We start from the raw sequence: 22,030 nt of genomic DNA, 5'->3' as shown, positions 1-22,030 counted from the left end.
TAGAGGTTGTTCAAAAAAGCATAAGCTTCGGTGCTGAAAATCGACCTTTTTGAACACACACCAATAGTAAAAACACACCTCTTATGAAATGTACGGAAATAATCCGGGTGGTTTCATGGGAGGTGTGTTTGGTTTGTGTTAAAGGTATTTATTGGATATGTCAATCCTATTTACGTACAAGAAGCGTGAATTGCCTATAACTCCCCTTGTGTTCGCTTCGGAATTTTGGGACAATAAGGAGTGGACTATGAATAGAAAGAGGACCAATCAATGAACAAACCATCCATTTATGGATTAACATTAGATCAGTTGACAGCTTGGCTTGGCGAGCGTGGACATAAAAAGTTTCGGGCAACACAGGTATGGGAGTGGCTGTATCGGAAGCGGGTCACCGCTTTTTCCGATATGACGGATGTGCATCCGGAGTGCTTGCAACTGCTTGCGGAGCATTATACGATTCTGACCTTGGAGGAGCATACCAAGCAGGAATCTCTGGACGGAACGGTTAAGTTCCTGTTCAAGCTGGTGGACGGCAACCTGATTGAGACTGTATTGATGCGGCATAAATTCGGTTTATCGGTCTGTGTGACCACCCAGGTCGGCTGCAACATCGGCTGCAGCTTCTGCGCCAGCGGTCTGCTGAAGAAAAGCCGAGATTTATCCGCAGCGGAAATTGTGGAACAGGTCATGCAGGTTCAGCTTCACTTGGATCAAAAAGGCAAAAGCGAGCGGGTCAGCCATCTCGTAGTGATGGGGATCGGGGAGCCGTTTGATAATTATGAGAACATGTCGGATTTCATTCGCGTGATCAAGGAACATAAGGGGCTTGCCATCGGTCCCCGTCATATTACGGTATCGACCAGCGGACTGGCTAACAAAATCATCGAGTTCGCGGACAGCGATCTGGGCGTAAATCTGGCCATCTCCCTGCATGCGCCGAATGACGAGATCCGGACCCGCATTATGAAGATTAACAAGGCGATTCCGATCGAGAAGCTGATGGCAGCGATTGATTATTATCTGGAAAAAACGAATCGTCGCATCACGCTGGAGTACATTCTGTTGAAGGATGTAAACGATCAGCCTGAGCATGCGCTCGAGCTGGCAGAGCTTGTTGGCAAGCGACGCAATCTGGCGAATGTGAACCTCATTCCGTACAACCCGGTAGATGAGCACAGCCAGTATCAGCGCAGCACGAAAGAATCGATCACCTCTTTTTATGATACCTTAAAAAAACAAGGCATTAGCTGCAGCGTTCGCCTGGAGCATGGAACCGACATCGATGCGGCCTGCGGGCAGCTGCGAAGCAAGCAGATTAAGAAAGCGCAGTAACAAGAATAACGTGCAATCTCAGGTGGATTTTTCCGCCATATGGATTGGCCAGTTGAAAGGGCGTACCCACTCATATGGGTATGCTCTTCTTAATAAGGTGTCCGAAGTGCTTTATATTACAATCGAATCGAGAGGAATGAAACTTAAACATGCTGGAGACACATCCAACCGTCAAAAAGCTGCAATTCAAAGACCTCGGCCAGCCGGTTCTGATGCTAAACGCGCCACAGGCTTATCATGAGGTCATCAATTCCCTGCAAGGGGAAGTCCATAAGGAGCCTGAGCAAGTACCTTACGATTTTGTGCAAGCTTTCGGGACAAGCAATGAGGAATTGCAGCGGTTAGCCCAGATCGCAGCTAGCTCCGTGACTGACAACGGCCTGCTGTGGCTGTGTTATCCCAAGAAATCATCCAAGACCTACAGGAACTCCGATTGCAGCCGGGAGAGCATTACGGGCATTCTTGCTGACGAAGGCTATGAGCCTGTTCGGCAAATCGCTATCGATGAGGATTGGTCGGCCATGCGCTACCGTAAAGTGGAGTTGATCAAGTCCATGACCAGATCGTTTGCAGCAACCGCGAAGGGGAAAGAACGGACGGGTCAAGAGGACGATAAATGAAGGTCGGCTTGCATACGGTAGCTCGGGTATATTGATATTGGCTGCCCGGCCCAAAAATGCGCTGTTGTGTATAATGAATAGAGTGATAGAAAGGATGGGAATATGCTGACAATCAAAGAATACAGCGTTGAATTGGTGAAGGATCCCTTTGGAATCCTGACAGGCAAACGCTTTGAGTTTGTATGTGATTTGGACGTGCCGGAGGACGATGAGCTTTATTCGGAGCATGGCGTCTATTTGAGAGTGATTTACCTGGATGATGAGGAGCGTTCGCGCATTGTAAAGTACGACTTCTATGAGCGGACAACGGACCAGTACCTGGACTTCGATATGGAGCCCGAGGAAGAGGAAGAACTCATGACTTTTTGCAAAGAGCATTTGCAGGAAGCGTAAATAGAGCCGGAAGATGAGAAACAAGCACTTGCGGGTTGACTTGGTCATGCTGTGCTGAATCATTACGGAGCTTCTTCCATGGAAAGTGGAAATATTGCCGTAACAGGTCTTGCAGACTATTGATGGTTTTGGTAAAGTTAAACACAACTTATGATGAACGGAGGGTTACGTATGTTGGATTATTCCCGATTGAGATCTTTTCGCGGCTAATGAAATAGCGCTAAAGAGACCTGCACAGATGCAGGGTAATCGGGATGGGTCCGTCTTTTTTACGTAACCCATTTTTATGATATGTCTATAGAAATACACGTCTATTCATTTGTGGGATAACGGTGTTTTCACCTTCCTGTTTTATTTGGATGTGTATTTAGATTAGGCATTCCAGGAACGGTGGACAGCTATAGAACCCGTTCCGGTTACCCAGCACAGGCAGCTCGATGCCTGTGCTTTTTTTGTTGTTATGACGGCTAGGATGCAATGAAATATGGAAGGGGATTGATTCCTTATGACAATAGCAAAACCAAATGATGATTATATACAAGTGATACAAGAGATGCTGGAGATTGCCAGGAAACACGGGGTGAATTTGAATCCGGAGGGAATTGAAATGAATGAATCCGGCATGGATTTCCTTGTTGGATTCGCAGAGGAAGCAGGGACCGGAGAACGGTGGATTCTGCGCAAACCGAGACGATCGGATGTGCTGGAAAGGGCTGATAACGAAGCCCGGGTCCTGAAGCTGATCCCATCCTACCTTCCGGTTGATGTACCAGATTGGCGGATTTATACGCCGGAGCTCATCGCCTACCCGCTGCTTAGTGGGGAGCCGGCCGCTTCCGTCAGCTCCGAAGGCTATGCATGGAATATGGATCATGAGAATCCGAGTGACGGATTTGTCCGCTCATTAGCTGAGGCGCTGGTTTCCTTGCATGGCGTCGATCATGATGAGGCGAGAGCCGCAGGTCTGCGGGTGAAGAGTCCCCAAGAGGTTCGTGAAGAGACGGCGCGAAATATGGAAGACATCAAGAACCGTCTGGGCGTCTCCGATGCGCTGTGGGAAAGATGGCAGAAATGGCTGGAAGAGGATTCCTATTGGCCAACGCATTCTGCCCTCATCCATGGCGATCTTCATCCCCCGCATATCCTGATTAATGAGCGCGTGCAGGTTACCGGGCTCTTGGATTGGACGGAGTCGGAGGTAGCAAGTCCCGCCAAAGACTTCGTGTTATACTACGCCATTTATGGCGAGCATAATCTCCGCGTCCTGTTGGACCGGTATGAACAAGCCGGAGGAAAGGTGTGGCCGCGCATGTTTGATCATATTGTCGAGCAGCATGCCGCCTATCCCGTGCTGATTGCCCAGTTCGCTCTCCTGACGGGTCAGGAAGAGTATCTGACGATGGCGCGGAATGCCCTAGGATTGACGGAGGAAGCCTCCTCGAACTAGGAGATTGTCGGCCAGGAATTTTATGCTGTTTGGTGAGACGGCAAACCCACTGAATACAGCTCTCTAGAAAACTACAAGCCAACCGATGCATACATTCGGTTGGCTCTTTGCATGATATAAATTAACAGAATTCAACATTATTTTGGATGAGCTGTAGGACATATAATGAAATCATGGTGAAATAAGAAGTAAGGTTAACAGATTTTTACTACATTCGTAACGCAATTTACATACCTGTAAACCTCTTGGAAGAGTAAATATGTTATCCTAGACATACTAAACTTAACATACATCATTCATTTAGGGAGGGGATTGACCGTGAATATTGAGGTACGTTTATGCCCGAAGGAACAGTCATTTATTCTGCATAACATCTATCCACTGTACTTGCATGACATTGCTGAGATATGGGGGGTCCGTCCTAACCAGTTCGGTGTATTTGAAAAAGAGGATGTGCCGACCTTAAGCGAACAGAGCAAGCAGCTCGATATGTGGTGGGAGCAGCCATCGGTTCTTTTTCCTTATCTGATCTCTGTAGATGGTATCGCGGCAGGGTTGGCCCTGGTGGCGACCACCCCGTACATTCCATCGCCGAATATTCAGTACTACTTGAATGATTTTTTTGTGCTTCGGACTTTTCGAAGACAAGGTGTAGCCCAACGAGCGGCTGAGCTTGTGTTCGATCAGTTCCAAGGTGCATGGGAGCTGCAAACGAATCCGACCGAGCGCAATATGAGTACCCAGATTTTTTGGCGCAAGACGTTGAACACGTACACGGGCGGAAGATATACGGAGCATGAAGGCGTCCATCCGGAAAAAGGGGATATGCTGGTCTTCCGTTTTAATAACAAATAAGCATTTCTTCATATGTGGAATCGGGCTTGACAGCTGGATGCTGCTGGGAGTAAACTGAGTTAAATTTTTCGGAAATGCTAGGATGAGGACGCCAGGGTCGCAAGTGGAAGCTGAATCAGAGAACTGCTGGGTGGTGCGAAGCAGTCAGCGGCGATGTATGGCCATCACCTCGGAGCAGATCCGCCGATCGTTTATAACTTGAGGCGTATCCGGTATTCCCTGCCGTTACCATGGGGCATCATTGATGGATGATGACGAGAGTGCGTACCGGCTTGACCGGTGCGAATCAGGGTGGTAACGCGGAGACAAGGCTCCGTCCCTACAAGGGACGGGGCTTTTTTGTGTTCCTTTAGACCATGGAAAAGAGAGGAGTGTGCGTATGCTTGCGAAATTGATGCCTCAGGACGAGGTGCTGTACCAGGAAGATTTTATTCAGGATGAGGTGTCATACAATCTGATTCATCTCCTTGCTGGGTCACCGCAGAACATGGGGCTGAAATCGCCGGATGGACGGATGATCTTTGCGCAGTCTCCCCGGGGGAACGCGTGGTTATGGATTTCCCGGGAGGTTTCCGGGGATAAGCGGCAGCACCTGCTCCAAGAGCTGGTAAGCGAGCTTGAAGCGGTGACCCTGCCTGGGGTGACCGGGGAGCCGGGTGTGGCAGAGCAGTTTGCACGTTGTTATGTAGAGGAGCGTCAAGGGACCTACCGTCATCATATGACGATGGAGTCTTATCATGCCCCCGCTGTGGAGCCTCCTCATTTTGTCGAGGGCGCGATCAGGCAGGCCGCTGAAGAAGATACGCAGCAGGTGGCCCGGTTTCTGGTTGGATTTTCGGAGGATGCTTATGGGGTCCGCGCGAATGCGGCAAGCCAAGTCGAGACAGCGCAGCGACTCATTCAGCAGGGCGGGTTGTATTTATGGATATCTGGCGACAAAGCGGTCTCGATGGCTAATCTTGCACACCGTTCGCCAAGGCACGGTCGCATAAACGCAGTATACACGCCGAGGGCTGAACGGAAAAAAGGGTATGCCAGCGCCCTGGTTGCAGACCTTGGACTTCGTCTGCTGCAGGACGGTTTGGTACCCATGCTGTATGCCGATCAGGTCAACCCGGACTCCAATCGATTGTACCAAAATATCGGGTTTATCCGGTGCGGAACGATTCGCGACTTCAAGTTTGTTAACAATGAATAGTGAATCCATAAAGTGGCACGGCTTGGACAAAGCCGGGGAAGACGAGGGGCATCAACAAATGTTATTCTATAAAGGTAGCTAAGAAATGCCGGGCCCGATTGGATAGTACATGATCCCTCAGCCAGACAATGCCCACGTCGGACTGGAAATCAGCGCTCGTAATGGACAGTGTCCGGATGTTGGGAATCGCAAATGAGGACATCACCGACTCGGGTAAAATGGTGGCACCGATGCCTTCAGCTACCAGAGCAACGATAATGGCAACGCTGGAGCATTCGCAAATGACATGCGGTTCAAGTTCGCCGCGCTTAAATTCTTGGATGACCCGCTCATGCATCCCGATCGTCAGATCGGTTTTTAAGGACAAGAACGGATATTCCGCCAGCTCGCGCATCGAGATTTCCGAATGGGAGGATACACTTTCCCAGCTGCTTGGAAGGACCGCGACGAACGGGTCGGAGGGCAGAGGCCGAACGGCATAACGCTCAGGCCCGAAGCTGGATTCGAAAGGGAGCCGGGTCACTGCCAGCTCAATATTACGCTTGTCGAGTTGATCCGCCAGCAGGGAGTGATCGCCTTCCCGAATCTTGAAGGTGACCTCGGGATATTGCTGCCGGAAGATCTGGATGCGCTGGGGCAAGAGCGAAATACAGGAGACGACGGCGCCGATGGAGAGCATGCCGCGGATTCCAGCGTGGATCTCCTTCACCTCGGTTAGGGTTTCATTGAACTGGTTCAGCAGGGATGCGGCTCGGTTCTGTAGCAGCTCGCCTGCGTGTGTGAGCTGAAGCTGCTTGCCGCTGCGTTCAAACAGCAGAACGCCGAGCTCTTCCTCCATCAGTTTCAGCTGACGGCTTAATGGAGGCTGCTCCATATTGAGCTGTTTTGCTGCACGCGTGATCTGTCCTTCCTGCGCAATCGTCAGGAAATATCGTAGCTGTCGAATGTCCATCTTCATACCCCCTCTCCATACCTTTAAGGTATGGTATCCCTATAAATCAGATATTTTTAATATAGGGTATTGATTGATATGATTCAACTAATAACGTTTACAAAATAAGGAGATGTGTGCACATGACTTACGCGATACCCGTGGAGTTAACGACCACCCCGAAGACAAAGCCGAGCCACTACAAACAGGCTTTCGGCACGGTATTTACGGACCACATGTTTATTCTCGATTATGATGCTAGTCAAGGCTGGCACGATCCGCGCGTCGTTCCGTATCAGCCGATCGAACTGGACCCTGCCGCCAAGGTATTTCACTACGGGCAGACCGTATTTGAAGGCCTGAAGGCTTACTTGACGGAAGATGAGCGAATTCTCATGTTCCGCCCGAGCAAAAATATTCAGCGGCTGAACCTGTCCAACCAGCGCCTGAGCATTCCGGCATTGGACGAGGAACTTGTTATGGAAGCGCTCAAGCAGCTGGTGCTCGTGGACCGCGACTGGATTCCTTCAGAGCCGGGCACATCGCTCTATATCCGTCCGTTTGTGATCGCAACCGAGCCCGTGCTTGGCGTAGCGCCATCACTGCAATACAAGTTCATGATTATCCTGTCGGTGGTCGGTTCGTATTATGCGGAAGGCATCAATCCGGTCAGCATTTATGTGGAGCCGAAATACGTGCGTGCCGTAGCCGGCGGCGTGGGCAATGCCAAGACGGCTGGCAACTACGCGGCAGGTTTGAAGGCGCAGGATGAAGCAACGCTTAAGGGATACTCGCAGGTGCTGTGGCTCGATGGCGTACATCGCAAATATATCGAGGAAGTCGGCAGCATGAACGTGTTCTTCAAGCTGGGCGATACGGTCGTAACCCCGGCGCTGAATGGCAGCATCCTGGATGGCGTTACCCGGAACTCGGTCATCCAACTGCTTCAGCATTGGAATATCCCGGTAGAAGAACGGGCCATCTCCATTGATGAAATCGTGGAGGCCCACCGCAGCGGCTTGTTGACCGAAGCTTTTGGTACCGGTACGGCAGCGGTAATTTCACCGATTGGATCCCTGGAATGGCAGGATGAGCAATTGAAGATTGGTGAGGGAGCAACGGGCGAACTCTCTAAACGCGTATATGATGCCATCACAGGCATCCAGCTCGGAACGGTTGAGGATCCGTTCGGCTGGACGGTTGAGCTTACGTTATCTTAATGAACTAAGGACCCTGCCGCAGGCATACTGAGGCAGGGTCCTTTTTTTGTTCATCACAGCTCTCTCTGTGATCCAACTCTTAATTGGCCTTCGGGCTCTTCGTTATATGCGGTTTGTCTTCTGAGAAGATACGTCGATAAACGTTTTTCTTATGATAAGCGCCATGTTACGATGAGGGTAAATTGTTGACACGTTGACGTACGAACGCATGGAGGTGCTTTTTTAGTGAATCGTCCGCAGAGTGTCGTTCCTGATGCCATAGATTTTACGAACGCGGCCTTTCCTTTTACCGCGTCGACCACGCACGGCATATTTGCCGGAGCCCAGCGCCTGCATTGGCATCATGCTTTGGAGCTCAACTATATTCAAAGCGGGACCGGATTTATTCTGATCAACGGGATGAAACTCCCGTTTCAGCAGGGAGATATTATTTTCATCAACAGCAATGATCTTCACCGGGCGTATGAGACCGAGAACCTGGTGATGGATGTCATTATGTTCGAGCCTTCGCTGCTATCCATCGACCTCAAGTTCGATCCGGATCTGATGGCTCCTTTCCGTTCGCTCGGAAACATGGACAGGCAGTCTCCCGTACACGATGAATTGGCTCACCTGCTGGGGCGCATGATGGAAGAGTATCAATCCCGAGGTACCGCTTATATGAGCCTGATTCGTTCGGATCTCATTCGTTTCCTGAGTTTGGCGAACCGCCATCTGTCGACTCCGATTCAAGCGAACAGGCCGATCAAGGGTAGGGGAATGCATGCGTTAAAAGAAGTCCTGCGTACGATGGAGCTTGATCTGGACTACAGCTGGACGCTGCAGGAGCTGTCGGATTTAACGCATCTGAGCCCTTCCCGGTTCAGCGCTCTGTTCCAGCAGGCGGTCGGCACTTCACCGCACCATTATCTGATTCAGCTGCGCTTGACGCATGCCGTGCACTTGCTAGAGACGACGGACCAGAAGATTATCGAGATTGCGGAATCCTGCGGGTTTCGGAATCTGTCTAATTTCAATCGTCTGTTCAAGCAGCATGTCGGTGCATCGCCAAGCGAAATTCGGGAGCGTGCTTATGCAGGCAGTCCCGTGATCCCTTCCACTACAAAAACCAAGAAACAGTAAGATAGTATCACTCCTTGATCGTATAACAGTAGATGGATGTCAGTGGAAGCGGTATCTTAAATATATACCACCACATGACGCCGCTGTATGGCGGGTAGGAGTGAAGTGCATGAGTTTGTATCTGGGTGTAGATGGCGGCGGTAGTAAGACACACGCCGTGATCTGCGATGAGCAAGGGAACATTCTTGGCAAGGGAGCGTCTGGGAACGGCAATCACCAGATTCACCGTGAACATGCGGCCCGTAACATTGAGGAAGCCTGTAATGCGGCTCTTCAAGAGGCTGGAGTTGCCAAAGAAAATATCAGTTATGCTTATTTTGGCTTGGCCGGAGCAGATCGGGAAGCCGATTACGAGATCCTGCGTCCGATGATCGGGGCTCTCGGTTATCCTAAGCACGATATCGCATGCGATACCATTATCGGGATGAGGGCTGGAACGAGCCGTCCGTATGGCGCCGCACTGATCTGCGGTACGGGCTTCAACAGCGCGGCCCGAAATCGTGCGGGAGAAGAGCTTCAGTATGGAGGTTTTGGCTTCTTGTATGGAGACGGATACGCGGGCGGTTCCGGATTTGCCACGCTGGCTTTCCGGGCAGTCATTCGGGCATGGGATGAGCGGGGACCGGCAACCTTATTGACATCGCTCGTGCTAGAGCAGATGGGATACACGTCCGTAGAACCGATGTATGAGGATGTCCTCTACGGTAAGACGAAGGTTCCGCCAAGCCTCGTGAAAACCCTGTTCCAGGCAGCTGAAGCAGGTGACGAGGTGGCAACCCGAATTCTTGAGAATGAAGGCGAAGAGCTGGCTAATGCGGTATGTACGCTGATCCGGCGGCTGGACATGACGGATGAAGCCTTTGACATTGTTTATATCGGCAGTGTGCTGAACAGGCCGAATTGCTCGATCCTGACGGATGCGATCGAACGGATTGTTGCGGTCCGGGCACCACATGCGAGCTGTGTAAGACTGACATCCGATCCGGTTTCCGGCGCGCTTCTCTGCGCGATGGATGCCGACGGTCATGCCATTGATGCACAGGCGGAGGCCAAACTAAAAGCATTTACGTTTGAGCAGGTAACCACAGCCTGATCAGTTTATCGTTTTGAATAGAACCTGATAAATACGGATTGATATCATACCTTGGAGGCGATTAATGTGGCAGCAGGATTGAAGATAGCGGTCATCGGGGGAGGTTCCTCCTATACCCCGGAAATTGTTGAAGGTTTCATTCGCAATTATGAGCAAATGCCGATTCGCGAATTATGGTTCGTTGATATTGAAGAGGGCAAGCATAAGCTGGAGATTGTAGGCAATCTAGCGAAACGCATGGTAAAAGAGTCCGGCCTGCCTATAGAGGTTCACCTGACACTGGATCGCAGACAAGCGATTGCAGATGCCGATTTTGTGACGACCCAGATGCGTGTCGGCTTGCTTGCGGCACGTAAACAGGATGAGCATATTCCGATTATGCACGGCGTTATCGGTCAGGAGACGACGGGTCCTGGCGGCATGCTGAAGGCGCTGCGCACGGTTCCGGTGATTCTGGACATTTGCCGTGATATCGAGGAACTGGCACCGAATGCATGGATGCTGAACTTCACGAATCCGGCGGGCATTGTTACCGAGGCGGTTGCAAAGCACAGTAAGGTGAAATCCGTTGGTCTGTGCAACTCGCCAATTAACTTTCAGAAGTTCCTGGCGGCCGAGTACGGTGTGTCGGAGAAGGACGTTCTGGCCGAGTTTGTCGGGATCAACCATCTTCACTGGGTGACGTCGGCTATCGTTAACGGGGAAGAGAAGATGCCGGAGCTGCTGGACGGCGGCAAATCGTATACGGCGAAGAACGTGCCGACCTTCGGATGGGATGCAGACTTTATCCGTTCGCTTGGAGCGATTCCGACATATTATCTTAAATATTTCTACATGACCGATACCATGTTCGCGGATATGAAGGCATCGCTGGAGAAGGACGGAACCCGAGCGGATGTTGTCAGCCGGGTAGAGCAGGAGCTGTTTGAGCTCTACAAGGATGAGAATTTGGCCGTGAAACCGAAGCAGTTGGAGCAGCGGGGCGGCGCTTATTACTCCGAAGCGGCAGTCAACCTGATGACGTCCATCTACAATGACCGCCATGATATCCAGACATTGAATGTCGCAAACGGCAATATCTATGACTTCCTGCCTGCGGATGCCAGCATCGAGATCAACTGCGTGGTAACGGGCCAAGGGCCGATTCCACTTACACCGCAGAACGTGCCTTCCCATGTTAAAGGACTGATGCATGCGGTGAAAGTATATGAACAATTGACGATTGAAGCGGCCATTACCGGTGATCGCGGAATTGCGCTGCAAGCGCTGGTTCACCATCCGCTGGTGCCTTCCGTAAGTGTAGCGAAGCAGCTGCTGGGTGAAATGCTGGAGGCGAACAAAAAGTACTTGCCTGCTTTTTTTAAGCCGGAGACCGTGCAGTAAACCGAAATGAATCTCAAACGTGAGGTTATGATATAGAGCCATGCAGCCCCTCTTCGTATTGAAGAGGGGCTTTATGGATATGAGTTGCTGAAATCATGAACTGATATAAATTTTCGGATTAGATCTTCATTCCTGTCACATCTGGGTATCCTCGCCCGTCATACCCGTATAAAACCGAAAGGGTGATGACGGATGCTAAAATATGATGTAGCCATTGTAGGTGGAGGTGTAGCCGGTTTAACAGCCGCAATCTATGCGGCAAGAGCCGGGAAGCAAACGATACTCGTTGAAAAGCAGGAACGTCTAGGTGGTCGGGCCATGACCCATAAGAAGAAGGGAGCCTACTTCAATCTGGGCGGGCATGCCTTATACCATGGAGATGCCCTTTCAACCTTTCGCGAATTAGGGCTTCAATTGCGGGGAGGTCAACCTTCGATTGACGGGTACGGGATATGGAAAGGGAAACTAAGTCCGTTACCCATGGGCGTGAAATCCCTATTCACTACCCCACTATTAACCTGGAAGGGCAAGATGGAGCTCGGTGCCTGGCTTGCGAAATTAGGTAAACTGGATACGCAGCTGTACGACAACATGAGTTTGCGCGAATGGATTGAAGGTAACGTGCAGGATCCCATGGTACGAAATTTATTTTATTCGCTATTGCGTACAGCGAGTTATGTGGTAGCCCCTGACCTGCAGGCTGCCGGTCCCGTACTGCAGCAGCTTAAGCACGCGCTGAAGGGGGTGCTGTATCTGGATCGGGGCTGGGGAGCCATGGTCGATGAATTAAAACAAAAGGCTCTCGAGCAGGGAGTTCAAATCGTAACGAAGAATAAAGTGATTTCAGTTGATCATCATGAGGGAAGGGTACGGCATGTCCTATGCGGGGATGGCATGAAAATAGAAGCAAACCATATTATTCTTACCACACCGCCAGCTGTTGCTCACGAACTGGTGCCTCATGCAGAAGAAACTGCCCTTCATACTTGGAAGGAGCAGGCGGTCGAAGTGACAGCGGCTTGCTTGGATGTAGCCCTGCGTCATCTTCCGGAACCGAAGCAGCAGTTTGTGTACGGCCTCGATCAAACCGTCTTTCTCTCGAATCAATCCCGAGCGGCTTACCTCAGTGAAGATGGCGCACAAGTCATAACCTTGCTGAAGTATCAGGGCAAGGAGAAGGATGCAAGAAGGGATTTGCAGGAATTAGAAGAAACCTTAGACTTGGTGCAGCCGGGTTGGCGCAACGAGCTCGTTGAGAAACAATACCTTCCTAACATCACGGTCTGCCACGATTTTATGCATGTGAACCGCCAAGAGAACCCGGGTCCAGCGGTCCCGGAAATCATCGGGTTATATGTAGCGGGAGAATGGGCAGCGCATGGCGAACTCTTGGTTGATGCTGCAACCGCAAGCGCCAAACGGGCTGTACAGCATATACTCTCGCTTGAAAGTGAGGCAAGGATCCCGAATGATAAGCACAGAGTCATTGTATAAAACCTATCGATCCGCTCTTTTCTCGTTAGCTTACCGAATGCTGGGAAGTGTGATGGATGCGGAAGATATCGTGCAGGAGGCTTTCATCAGTTATAACCAATTGCCCCACCCGGAGGATATTCGCAATGAGAGAGCGTTTCTGTACAAAATCGTAACGAATCGTTGTTTGGATCTGCTGCGCTCTTCTGCCAAAAAACGTGAACTGTACGTCGGCCCTTGGCTGCCAGAACCCCTGATCGAGAATATGGCGTCAGAGACGGACCCATCTCATATCGTAGAGCAGCAAGAGTCCATCTCTACAGCGTACCTGCTGCTCCTTCAGCAGCTCAACGCGGTGGAAAGAGCCGTGTTCCTTCTTCGTGAGATTTTCCATTATTCCTATGATGAAATAGCTGAAATTCTGGGAAAAAGCAGCACCAATTGTCGTCAAATCTTCCGCCGTGCTAAGAGCAGCATTCATTTTGTTCCTGATCAGAGTCCATCGATCTCGGTGGCGGAGGAGCAAATCAAGGAATTTGTAGACTCCCTTTTACAGGGGAACACGAATAAGCTGCTGTTGCTGTTAAACGAGAATGTTGTGTTCTACTCGGATGGTGGCGGTAAAGTCAGAGCGGCGCAAATTCCTGTGGTTGGAGTCCATAAAGTGATCCAATTGCATTTGAACCTGCTTAAAATGTATGAAGGGAAATATGCATACTCTTATCTTACCGTCAATGGTCTGCCGGGAATGCGGATCCAGTTGGATAACGGAGTCCAATTTATTTATTCTTTTGCTTTTAAAAATAATCGGATCGAAGCGATATATACCGTGGCAAATCCAGATAAACTCAGGCATATACAGTTGCCGTGATATAAAAAACAGGGCCGGTTTTAAGATCATAGGATCTTTAACCGGCCCTGCCTGCTGTATCAGGTTAAGGATATAATCTGTTATACCCCGGAATAAGCCATGAAGCCGCCGTCTACGGGAATCACCGTTCCGGTGATGAACCCGGAGGTCTGATCATCCACAAGCCAGAGCAGGGTGCCGAGCAGATCCTCCGGCACGCCAAACCGTCTCATGGGGGTATGGGAGATGATTTTATGAGAGCGCTCGGTTAATGAACCGTCACTATGGGTCAGCAGATTGCGGTTCTGCTCGGTCAGGAAGAAGCCTGGCGCAATCGCGTTCACGCGAATGCCGGATTCCGCGAGATGAACGGACAGCCACTGCGTAAAGTTGTTAATGGCCGCTTTGGCTGCGCTATACGCCGGAACCTTGGTCATCGGGCTCGGTGCGCTCATGGACGAGATATTCAGCACGACGGCCCCGGGACGCCCCAGCATCCCTTCCGCAAAAATTTGCGTCGGTATGAGCGTGCCGATGAAGTTCAAATCGAATACGCTGCGGAAGCCAGGCACACTTAGCCCGAAGAAGGTTGTCAGATCCGGCTGCCCCACATCCTCCGGACGGAGTATCTCGTTGGTTGTATTCGCGTCTTTCCGGTTGCCCCCGGCTCCGTTAATAAGGATATCGCAGGGTCCGAAAGACTCGCGCACAGCCTTCTCGGCTTGCCGGACGCTTTCCACGTCCGTTACATCGCAGGGAACGGCAATCGCTGTACCGCCGGCAGCCGTAATTTCGTCCGCTACATGCTGCCCTTTCTCGGCCGTACGATTCAAGACGGCGACCTTGGCGCCTTGCCGGCCCAGCTCCAGAGCCATTGCTCGGCACAGCACCCCGGAGCCGCCCGTAATGACAACCGTCTTCCCGTTTAATGATGGATGGATAGGAAGGGCTGGCGTCACTTGCGGCGTGGATGCATAGGAAGCGCCGCTTGATCCGGATTCAGAGGTATCTGTTGTATGCTTATTTACCTCACTCATTGAACGGCCTCCTTCAGCTGAGCTGCGCTGCCTGCGCACTCCCGGCTGTAAGCGTCCCACAGCCCCCAGAGATACATAATGCCCAAGGCGCGGTCATATAGACCGTAACCCGGACGGCACTGCTCACCCCAAATATGCCGCCCGTGATCGGGCCTTACATATCCAGTGAAACCGTTATCATGATAAGCCTGCACGATGCCGGAAATATCGACGGTACCGTCTTCGGTGCGGTGGGACGTTTCGATGAAATCGCCATTCTCATAGACGCGCACATTCCGGATGTGTGCGAAAGGAATCCGGTCGTGGAACTCATGGATCATGGAGACGATGTCATTGTCAGGATTGGCGCCGAGCGATCCACTGCACAGGGTCAAGCTGTTTGCCGGGCTATCATATAGCTTGAGGAATCTCCGCAGATTGTCCTGGCTGGTAATGACCCGCGGCAGACCGAAGATCGGCCAAGGCGGATCATCCGGGTGAATGGCCATTCGAATACCGTTCTTCTCGGCAGCCGGGAGAACGGCGCTTAAGAAATATTCGAGGTTGCGCCACAGATCGTCCTCGGTAACGCCGCGGTATGCTTCGAACAGGGAGGTTAGATGGGCCAAACGTTCCGGCTCCCAGCCAGGCATCGTAAGCGTGCTGTTTCGGTTGATCGTCTGAACCAGCTCCATCGGATCAGTGCCGTGGATTTTGGCTTTCTCAAAGAAGAGAGCCGTCGATCCATCGGCAGACTGCTTATGAAGATCGGTTCTAGCCCAGTCAAATACCGGCATGAAATTGTAGCAGATGACTTTGACGCCGACCTGGCCCAATTTCTCAATCGTCCGGATGTAGTTGGCTATGTACTGATCCCGTGAGGGGAGCCCAAGCTTGATATCTTCATGCACATTCACGCTTTCCACGACGTCAATATGAAGGCCGTACGCTTTCGCCTGGCCCACGACTTCTTCAATCCGCTCCATCGGCCATTCCTCGCCGACAGGAATATCGTGAAGTGCCCATACGATGCCCTCCACGCCGGGGATTTGTCTAATCTGATCCAGTGAGACCGTATCGTTGCCCTCACCAAACCACCTGAATACCATGCGCATTTTCTTCACCGCCTTTACAAGTTTAAGGAGTTAACGCAAAGCTGCTGGGAATTTTGCAAGTTACGAGTGCACTGCCAAGATGGAAGCCTGCGAGTCGGTTAAAGTCTATCCACTGGCATGGGCTTATTTAAAATAATCGGGATGCTTCTCTTTCAGCACGGCCAGATTGGAGATGATCAGGCTCAGATGCGCCTGCATTTCTCGTTCGGCATGATCGGCGTCATGGCGTGCAATCGCGTCCGCGATCTCCCGATGCTGCTCGTACAGGTTGGTCCAATTCGGATCGGCGGACAGCCATAACATCCGGCTCCGGTTTAGATGAGCGTTCATCTGCTGCAGCACGTTCCATGTGCCGACCTTACGGCAGCCTTCGAACAAAATACGATGAAAGGCCTCATCCAGCTCAAACATGTGCTTGCCGTCATGCTTCTCGATGCTCTCGCTTTGCTCGGACAGATTTTGCTCCAACTCGGCGAGTTTATCCTCGGGAAAGCTTTCGCAGGCAAGCCGGACCACGGCTTTCTCCAGCTGTTCGCGCATGAAACGCGCTTCCTCGACCAGCTCCGAATCGATGAGCGAAACGCGTGTGCCACGCTGGGGAAGCACAACCACAAGGTCCTCCTGGGCCAAACGGACAAAGCTTTCCCGAACTGGCGTCCGGCTGACCTCGAAGGAAAGGGAAACCTCCTTCTCGGATAGAGCGGTTCCCGGCGGCAGCTCTAGACTGACAATCTGCTGTTTAAGCCGGGAGTACACGATATTTCCGGCCGATCCTGGCTGTAATCGCAAAGATTCTACCACTGCATCACCTCCTAATGTATTCCATACTACCATACTTGTATGGTAGTATGGAACTGAAAATCGAAATAAGAATCGGAGGCGATCACATGAGCCGTTTGGACACGGAAAATCTGCTCCTAAACAGCAACAGCGCGAAGAAACTCTTTTATGATTATGCGGAAGGGATGCCGATATTCGATTACCACAACCATTTAAGTCCGAAGGATATTGCCATCAACCGGCAGTTTGATAACCTGACGGAGCTATGGCTGGATGGGGATCATTACAAGTGGAGGGCGATGCGCTGGCTCGGCGTCGACGAAGAGCTGATTACCGGCAGCGCAAGCGCCGAAGCGAAGTTTATGGCTTGGGCGGAATGTGTTCCGCGATTGGTGGGCAATCCGCTCTATCACTGGACCCATCTGGAACTGACTCGTTATTTCGGGATTCAAGAGCGGTTGACTGCGGATAATGCCAAGGAGATCTGGGGAGCTTGCAATGAGCAGTTGAAGGCCCCTGCCTTGCGGGCAGGCGGAATTCTGGAGGAATTCAAGGTCAAAGTGGCCTGCACGACAGATGATCCCGTCGATTCGTTGGAGTTTCATCGCGCCATTCGCAATCATGGGGAGCTGTCCACCGTCGTTGCCCCTGCATTCCGTCCGGATCGGGTCCTGGATCTCACGCACCCCGACTTCACTTCCTATGTCGAGACTATAGGAACGACGGCCAGTTTAGCTGTGGATACTTATCAAGGGTTGCTGGATGCACTGCAAGAACGGATTCAATATTTCCACGATCATGGCTGCCGCCTGTCGGATCACGGCTTCGGCGCGTTTCCTTGTGAACAAGTCGATGAACAAGAGGTTGCGGACATTTACAGCAAAGCGATTAGTGGGGGCAGCATCACACCGCTTGAGGAACGGAAATATCGCACCTACACCCTGCTCAAGCTTGGGGAAACGTATCACGCCAAGGGCTGGACCATGCAGCTGCACATTGGGGCGATTCGGAACAATAATGCGCGCATGTTCGCGAAGATCGGCAAGGACAGCGGGTATGACTCGATTCTTGATTTCCATCTGGCGGAAAACCTGAACGGATTTCTGAGCAGGCTCGACAGGAACGATCAGCTGCCGAAAACCATTGTGTACAGCTTATATTCTTCTCACTACGAAATGATTGCCACCACGATCGGGAATTTCCAGTCGGCTGGCGTTGAGGGCAAGCTTCAGCTTGGTTCCGCTTGGTGGTTCCACGATCAGAAGGAAGGGATGCTGAAGCAGCTCACCGCGTTGTCTTCCATGGGGCTGATCAGCACCTTTGTGGGCATGCTGACCGATTCCAGGAGCTTTATGTCGTTCCCGAGGCATGAATATTTCCGCAGAGTGCTGTGCCGCCTGTTCGGGGACTGGATCAGGGAAGGGGAATTGCCCGCCGATTATGAATATATCGGTGCCATTATCCAGGATATTTGCTACCGCAATGCTGAGCGCTATTTTCAAATCCATTGACAATTCCGTGCGGAGCATGAACAATGGACTTACTATATGAAAGCGTTTGCTGTTAGTCGGATAGAAGATATGTAACAGGAAGATGTGCATGAACAGGTGAGGGGGGACATACCGTGCAATGGAACCGGGCGATATTGGTGGATGACGAGGTGTTTACGCGCAAAGGGTTTCTGAAGCTGATTGATTGGGAGGCCTGCGGCTTCCAAATTGTGGATGAGGCGGACAACGGGGAAGATGCGCTGGAACTGATTGAGCGGCTACAGCCGGATGTGGTCATCACCGATATCCGCATGCCGGTGCTGGATGGACTCGAGCTGATCAGGCATGTCGTCATGAAGGACATCGTGAAGCCGTATTTCATTATTGTAAGCGGATACGATGATTTCAACTATGCACAGCAGGCTGTCCGCTATGGCGTGCATGATTTCATTCTGAAACCGATTGATGAGACGGAGTTCAGCCATGCGCTGGTTCGGCTCAGCGAACGGCTGGAGTTAGACCGCGAGGCCCGCATGAGAGAAGAGAGGCTGATGTCCGGAGCCTTGATGGAATCACTCATTATAGGGGAAGCCGATGAGGCGCTGCTGCAGGAATGGGAGCAACGCCTTGAGCTCCAGCCAGAGGGTCATCTGTTCTACGTCTTTGTCGAGCGGAATGACCACCCGCTGGCTTCGAGGGCGAACGACAATGACGGTGGCAGAGCAGAATTCAAGGACAGGGTGGAAGCGGCTCTCCTAGCGATCTCGAGTGGAGAACAGCCCTTCTACCTGCATGAGCACCGCAGTCGAATCGGCATCATCGTCCCGGGCAGCATCCTGCACTCGTTCCAAGGGTGTCAGCGGGGATTTGCCAGACGCATTCAGCAATCGCTTGCCAACTCGGGCGACGAACGAGTCTTTGTTTACTTTGGACAACCGGTTATGCAACTGTCCCACATTCAGAAGGCTTACGAAACAGCCAAAGAATCACTCCTGTACAAGTACATTTATGATGAGAGTGGCATTGTGATCCATGAGGAGGCCTCCCAGCATGCCCTTCACTACATCGGGCTGGAAGAGGGGCTTTATCAGCAGCTTCTGGAGCAGATCGAGGAGCTGCACTTCGAGAAGCTGGAAGTGACGATTCGTTTGCTGTTCGAATCCTTCCGGGAGAAGCTGTACGCTCCCGAAGCGGTGAAGACGGCAATCAACCAATGCGTGCTAGGCGTGGTCCGGGTGCTTAGCAGTATGGATGGGGATCAGAATCAAATATCCAGCCTAGAACCGATGACCGAGTGGCATGACCGTAACCTGTCGCTTCAGGGGCTGATGCGGCTGTTTACGGATTTTGCGATTGAGAGCGCAAACTATATTGCTCGTCTTCGCAAGGAGCAGCACAAGGGCGGAATTCAGAAGATTAAGGCGTATATCGAAACCCATTATCATGAGAATATCAGCCTGAAAGGCATCGCAGGGAAGTTCTATATGAACCCTGTTTATCTGGGACAGCTCTTCAAAAAAGCATATGGCATGTACTTTAATGATTTCCTGCTGCAGCTGCGCGTGAACGAAGCGAAGCGATTGCTGCGCCAGACGGATCTGCGCATCTATGAGGTGGCGGAACGGGTCGGCTTCGGCAACCCGGACTATTTCGTTACGCAATTCGAGAAATTGGAGCGAATGACGCCAAGCGAGTACCGGAGCCGCTTGATGAAGGAGGCTGCGTCCGAAGGGACGGATCGATGAAACCAAGCCTCAATAACGTCCGTCTGCGGGACAAGATGCTGCTAATGTATTTTCTGGCCGTATTTTTGCCCATCCTGGTCACCAATCTCATCTTCTACAACGTGACATCCGGCAGCGTGAGGGAGCAGCGGATCCAGGATATAACGGTGGCGCTTGAGCAGATGAAGAATGAGTTCCGTCGTGAAGTCGAGGACGCGCTGGAGATATCCTCCGTCTTCTACACGGACATTCAATTGAACGAGATCGTGGAGACGGTATACGATCATCCGGCTGATTATATCGAGGCCTATGATACCTATCTCCGCCGCATTTTGAATTCAGGCAGTGCTGTGTACAATTCGGTGAGCGAGATTACGGTTTATGTGGATAATCCAACCTTGCTGTATTCCGGGGGCATTAATTATATCGATGACCAGGTGAAGGAAGAAGCTTGGTACAAGGCGATTGCGGGCAAGAACGTAACCCAGCCGATCGCGATGCGTACGGGAAAGAACGGTCAATTGGACAGCTTCAGCATCATCCGGAGCATGAATTATTTTAGCTCCCAGGATGACCATGCCAAGTATCTCAAGATCGATATGCGGATGCCCTCGATCCGGCAGATCATGAGCAATCTGAATGTACAGGGCAAAGTGTACTTGCTGAGCAGCGACGGAAATATTGAATACACCACGGATCCGCAAGTCGATGTCATACAGGGTTCCGTACCGTACAGCGGCATCGTGCATGGCGACAACTTTATGGAGTTTCATACCGATACGTTCATGACCAACAATCTGAACTCTTGGACGATCATGGCCGTGACGCCGGAGGATGTGGTGCTGCGCGACGTGCATCAGTCCCTGCGGTTCGTCATTGTGCTGACCTGCCTGAATTTTCTGCTCCCGACCCTCGTGATTGTCTGGATTAGTCGTTCTCTGAACGTACGTCTGGTACGGATACTCAAGCATATGAAGAAGGTCAAGAACCAGCATTACGACACGATCCAAGAGGCTGAGGCACGTGACGAGATCGGTCAGCTGACGGGTGAATTCAACCGGATGACCTTGCAGCTCAAGAGCTTGATTAACGACGTGTATGTGGCGGATATCCAGAAGAAGAATTTGGAGCTGCAGCGGCGGCACGCGCAATTGATCGCCCTTCAGAGCCAGATTAATCCGCACTTTCTCTTTAACGCCCTGGAGACCATCCGCATGCGCAGCCTGATGAAGGATGAGGATGAGACGGCAAAAATCATTCATAATATGGCCAAGATCTTCCGCAATTCTTTAGTTTGGAAAAAAGACATGGTGACGCTCAAGGAAGAAGTTGAGTTTATCCATTGTTTCCTTGAGATCCAGAAATACCGATTTGGCGACAAAATCGATTATTCGGTCCATGCGCCAGCCGAAGAGGGACACCTGCAAATACCGAAGATGGCCATCGTTACTTTTGTGGAGAATGCCAGCATTCATGGCATTGAGCCGCTCAAGCACGGGGGGCGCATTGAGGTTCATATTGCACGCGAGGGACAAACTCTTATCTGCAACATTCAGGATAACGGGGCGGGCATGTCCGCAGAGCAAGTAGAACGCATCTATCGCTACCTGGATACGGAGGACGAGATGGGCGAGCGGATCGGCATTCAGAACGTGATCTACCGGCTGAAGCTGTACTACGGAAGCCGGTTCCAGTTTGAAATCGACAGCTCGCTTGGACAAGGTACCCGGGTAAGACTGTCTATCCCCATCGAAACATAACGTTAGCAAATCCTGCTTGGCACTCCGGTTCGGAGTGACTATAAGCAGGATTTGTTCGTTAATCGGCAGGGGTGCAGTTGAGAAGGCTACCGATCTGCCATTTTTCACGACAAAAGATACGGTTCTATAGTTTTCTAAGTATCACCTAAAGATTGACGGGTGAAAATCGCTCCAGAGCTCTCTTATAATGAAAGTGCTTACAAATAAACGAGACCGAAAGGGGTAGGT

19 protein-coding genes are annotated in these 22,030 nt (G+C 51.3%); 15 read left to right on the top strand and 4 right to left on the bottom strand.

Going from position 1 to position 22,030, the window contains the following annotated elements; translation table 11 throughout:
• Positions 1-270 precede the first annotated feature (270 nt).
• The 6 genes from rlmN (at position 271) to NYE54_RS32445 (ending at position 5,845) form a co-directional block, all read left to right on the top strand.
• Positions 271-1,332, top strand: a complete 1,062-nt coding sequence (rlmN, locus tag NYE54_RS32470; RefSeq protein ID WP_339268774.1) for a 23S rRNA (adenine(2503)-C(2))-methyltransferase RlmN — start codon at positions 271-273, stop codon at positions 1,330-1,332.
• A gap of 149 nt (positions 1,333-1,481) precedes the next feature.
• Complete coding sequence (locus tag NYE54_RS32465) at positions 1,482-1,952, top strand: DUF3052 domain-containing protein (RefSeq protein ID WP_339268772.1); 471 nt, start codon at positions 1,482-1,484, stop codon at positions 1,950-1,952.
• Between the two features lie 102 nt (positions 1,953-2,054).
• Positions 2,055-2,345 carry a DUF6509 family protein gene (locus NYE54_RS32460; protein WP_100541128.1) on the top strand — a complete coding sequence of 97 codons (291 nt, stop codon included), beginning with the start codon at positions 2,055-2,057 and terminating at the stop codon, positions 2,343-2,345.
• Positions 2,346-2,850: 505 nt separating this feature from the next.
• Positions 2,851-3,792, top strand: coding sequence for a macrolide 2'-phosphotransferase MphI (gene mphI, locus NYE54_RS32455; RefSeq protein WP_339268769.1), 942 nt, complete (start codon positions 2,851-2,853; stop codon positions 3,790-3,792).
• A 318-nt stretch (positions 3,793-4,110) separates the two neighbouring features.
• A complete protein-coding gene (locus tag NYE54_RS32450; protein WP_339268767.1) occupies positions 4,111-4,647 on the top strand; it encodes a GNAT family N-acetyltransferase in 537 nt (178 codons plus the stop codon).
• Between the two features lie 379 nt (positions 4,648-5,026).
• Positions 5,027-5,845 (top strand): GNAT family N-acetyltransferase, encoded by an 819-nt coding sequence (locus tag NYE54_RS32445; RefSeq protein WP_339268765.1) that lies wholly within the window; start codon positions 5,027-5,029, stop codon positions 5,843-5,845.
• Positions 5,846-5,906: 61 nt separating this feature from the next.
• Here NYE54_RS32445 and NYE54_RS32440 read toward each other — a convergent pair whose 3' ends face one another.
• Complete coding sequence (locus NYE54_RS32440) at positions 5,907-6,797, bottom strand: LysR family transcriptional regulator (RefSeq protein WP_339268763.1); 891 nt, start codon at positions 6,795-6,797, stop codon at positions 5,907-5,909.
• Between the two features lie 122 nt (positions 6,798-6,919).
• Between NYE54_RS32440 and NYE54_RS32435 the strand changes: the two genes are divergently transcribed.
• The 6 genes from NYE54_RS32435 to NYE54_RS32410 all read left to right on the top strand — a co-directional run bounded on the left by NYE54_RS32435 (position 6,920) and on the right by NYE54_RS32410 (position 13,938).
• Entirely contained in the window at positions 6,920-7,996 is a 1,077-nt protein-coding gene (locus NYE54_RS32435; RefSeq protein ID WP_076323799.1) for a branched-chain amino acid aminotransferase, read from the top strand.
• A gap of 225 nt (positions 7,997-8,221) precedes the next feature.
• Positions 8,222-9,118 (top strand): AraC family transcriptional regulator, encoded by an 897-nt coding sequence (locus NYE54_RS32430; RefSeq protein WP_339268760.1) that lies wholly within the window; start codon positions 8,222-8,224, stop codon positions 9,116-9,118.
• 109 nt (positions 9,119-9,227) lie between these two features.
• Positions 9,228-10,211, top strand: coding sequence for a BadF/BadG/BcrA/BcrD ATPase family protein (locus NYE54_RS32425; RefSeq protein ID WP_339268758.1), 984 nt, complete (start codon positions 9,228-9,230; stop codon positions 10,209-10,211).
• A 66-nt stretch (positions 10,212-10,277) separates the two neighbouring features.
• Positions 10,278-11,594, top strand: coding sequence for a 6-phospho-beta-glucosidase (locus tag NYE54_RS32420; RefSeq protein WP_339268756.1), 1,317 nt, complete (start codon positions 10,278-10,280; stop codon positions 11,592-11,594).
• Between the two features lie 192 nt (positions 11,595-11,786).
• The gene (locus tag NYE54_RS32415; RefSeq protein WP_339268754.1) at positions 11,787-13,088 is read left to right on the top strand and encodes an FAD-dependent oxidoreductase; all 1,302 of its coding nucleotides are present in this window, start codon (positions 11,787-11,789) and stop codon (positions 13,086-13,088) included.
• Positions 13,063-13,938 carry an RNA polymerase sigma-70 factor gene (locus tag NYE54_RS32410; protein ID WP_339268753.1) on the top strand — a complete coding sequence of 292 codons (876 nt, stop codon included), beginning with the start codon at positions 13,063-13,065 and terminating at the stop codon, positions 13,936-13,938. Before NYE54_RS32415 ends, NYE54_RS32410 begins: the two co-directional genes overlap by 26 nt.
• 80 nt (positions 13,939-14,018) lie before the next feature.
• On the opposite strand, the gene NYE54_RS32405 is transcribed toward NYE54_RS32410, so the two are convergent.
• The 3 genes from NYE54_RS32405 to NYE54_RS32395 all read right to left on the bottom strand — a co-directional run bounded on the left by NYE54_RS32405 (position 14,019) and on the right by NYE54_RS32395 (position 16,849).
• Positions 14,019-14,954 (bottom strand): SDR family oxidoreductase, encoded by a 936-nt coding sequence (locus NYE54_RS32405; protein WP_339268751.1) that lies wholly within the window; start codon positions 14,952-14,954, stop codon positions 14,019-14,021.
• The gene (gene uxuA / locus NYE54_RS32400; protein ID WP_339268749.1) at positions 14,951-16,048 is read right to left on the bottom strand and encodes a mannonate dehydratase; all 1,098 of its coding nucleotides are present in this window, start codon (positions 16,046-16,048) and stop codon (positions 14,951-14,953) included. The genes NYE54_RS32405 and uxuA overlap by 4 nt, the downstream gene beginning before the upstream one ends.
• A 123-nt stretch (positions 16,049-16,171) precedes the next feature.
• Complete coding sequence (locus tag NYE54_RS32395; protein ID WP_098749386.1) at positions 16,172-16,849, bottom strand: GntR family transcriptional regulator; 678 nt, start codon at positions 16,847-16,849, stop codon at positions 16,172-16,174.
• A gap of 86 nt (positions 16,850-16,935) precedes the next feature.
• On the opposite strand from NYE54_RS32395, the gene uxaC reads away from it, so the two are divergent.
• The 3 genes from uxaC to NYE54_RS32380 all read left to right on the top strand — a co-directional run bounded on the left by uxaC (position 16,936) and on the right by NYE54_RS32380 (position 21,802).
• Positions 16,936-18,339, top strand: a complete 1,404-nt coding sequence (gene uxaC, locus NYE54_RS32390) for a glucuronate isomerase (RefSeq protein ID WP_339268747.1) — start codon at positions 16,936-16,938, stop codon at positions 18,337-18,339.
• Positions 18,340-18,452: 113 nt separating this feature from the next.
• Complete coding sequence (locus NYE54_RS32385) at positions 18,453-20,063, top strand: response regulator transcription factor (RefSeq protein WP_339268745.1); 1,611 nt, start codon at positions 18,453-18,455, stop codon at positions 20,061-20,063.
• Positions 20,060-21,802 carry a sensor histidine kinase gene (locus NYE54_RS32380; protein ID WP_339268743.1) on the top strand — a complete coding sequence of 581 codons (1,743 nt, stop codon included), beginning with the start codon at positions 20,060-20,062 and terminating at the stop codon, positions 21,800-21,802. Before NYE54_RS32385 ends, NYE54_RS32380 begins: the two co-directional genes overlap by 4 nt.
• Positions 21,803-22,030: the final 228 nt, after the last annotated feature.

Source organism: Paenibacillus sp. FSL K6-1330 (genome assembly GCF_037976825.1).
Classification (GTDB): domain Bacteria; phylum Bacillota; class Bacilli; order Paenibacillales; family Paenibacillaceae; genus Paenibacillus_AQ.
Note: the sequence above shows the minus strand (reverse complement) of the source record. Positions and strands in the feature narration are given on the sequence as shown.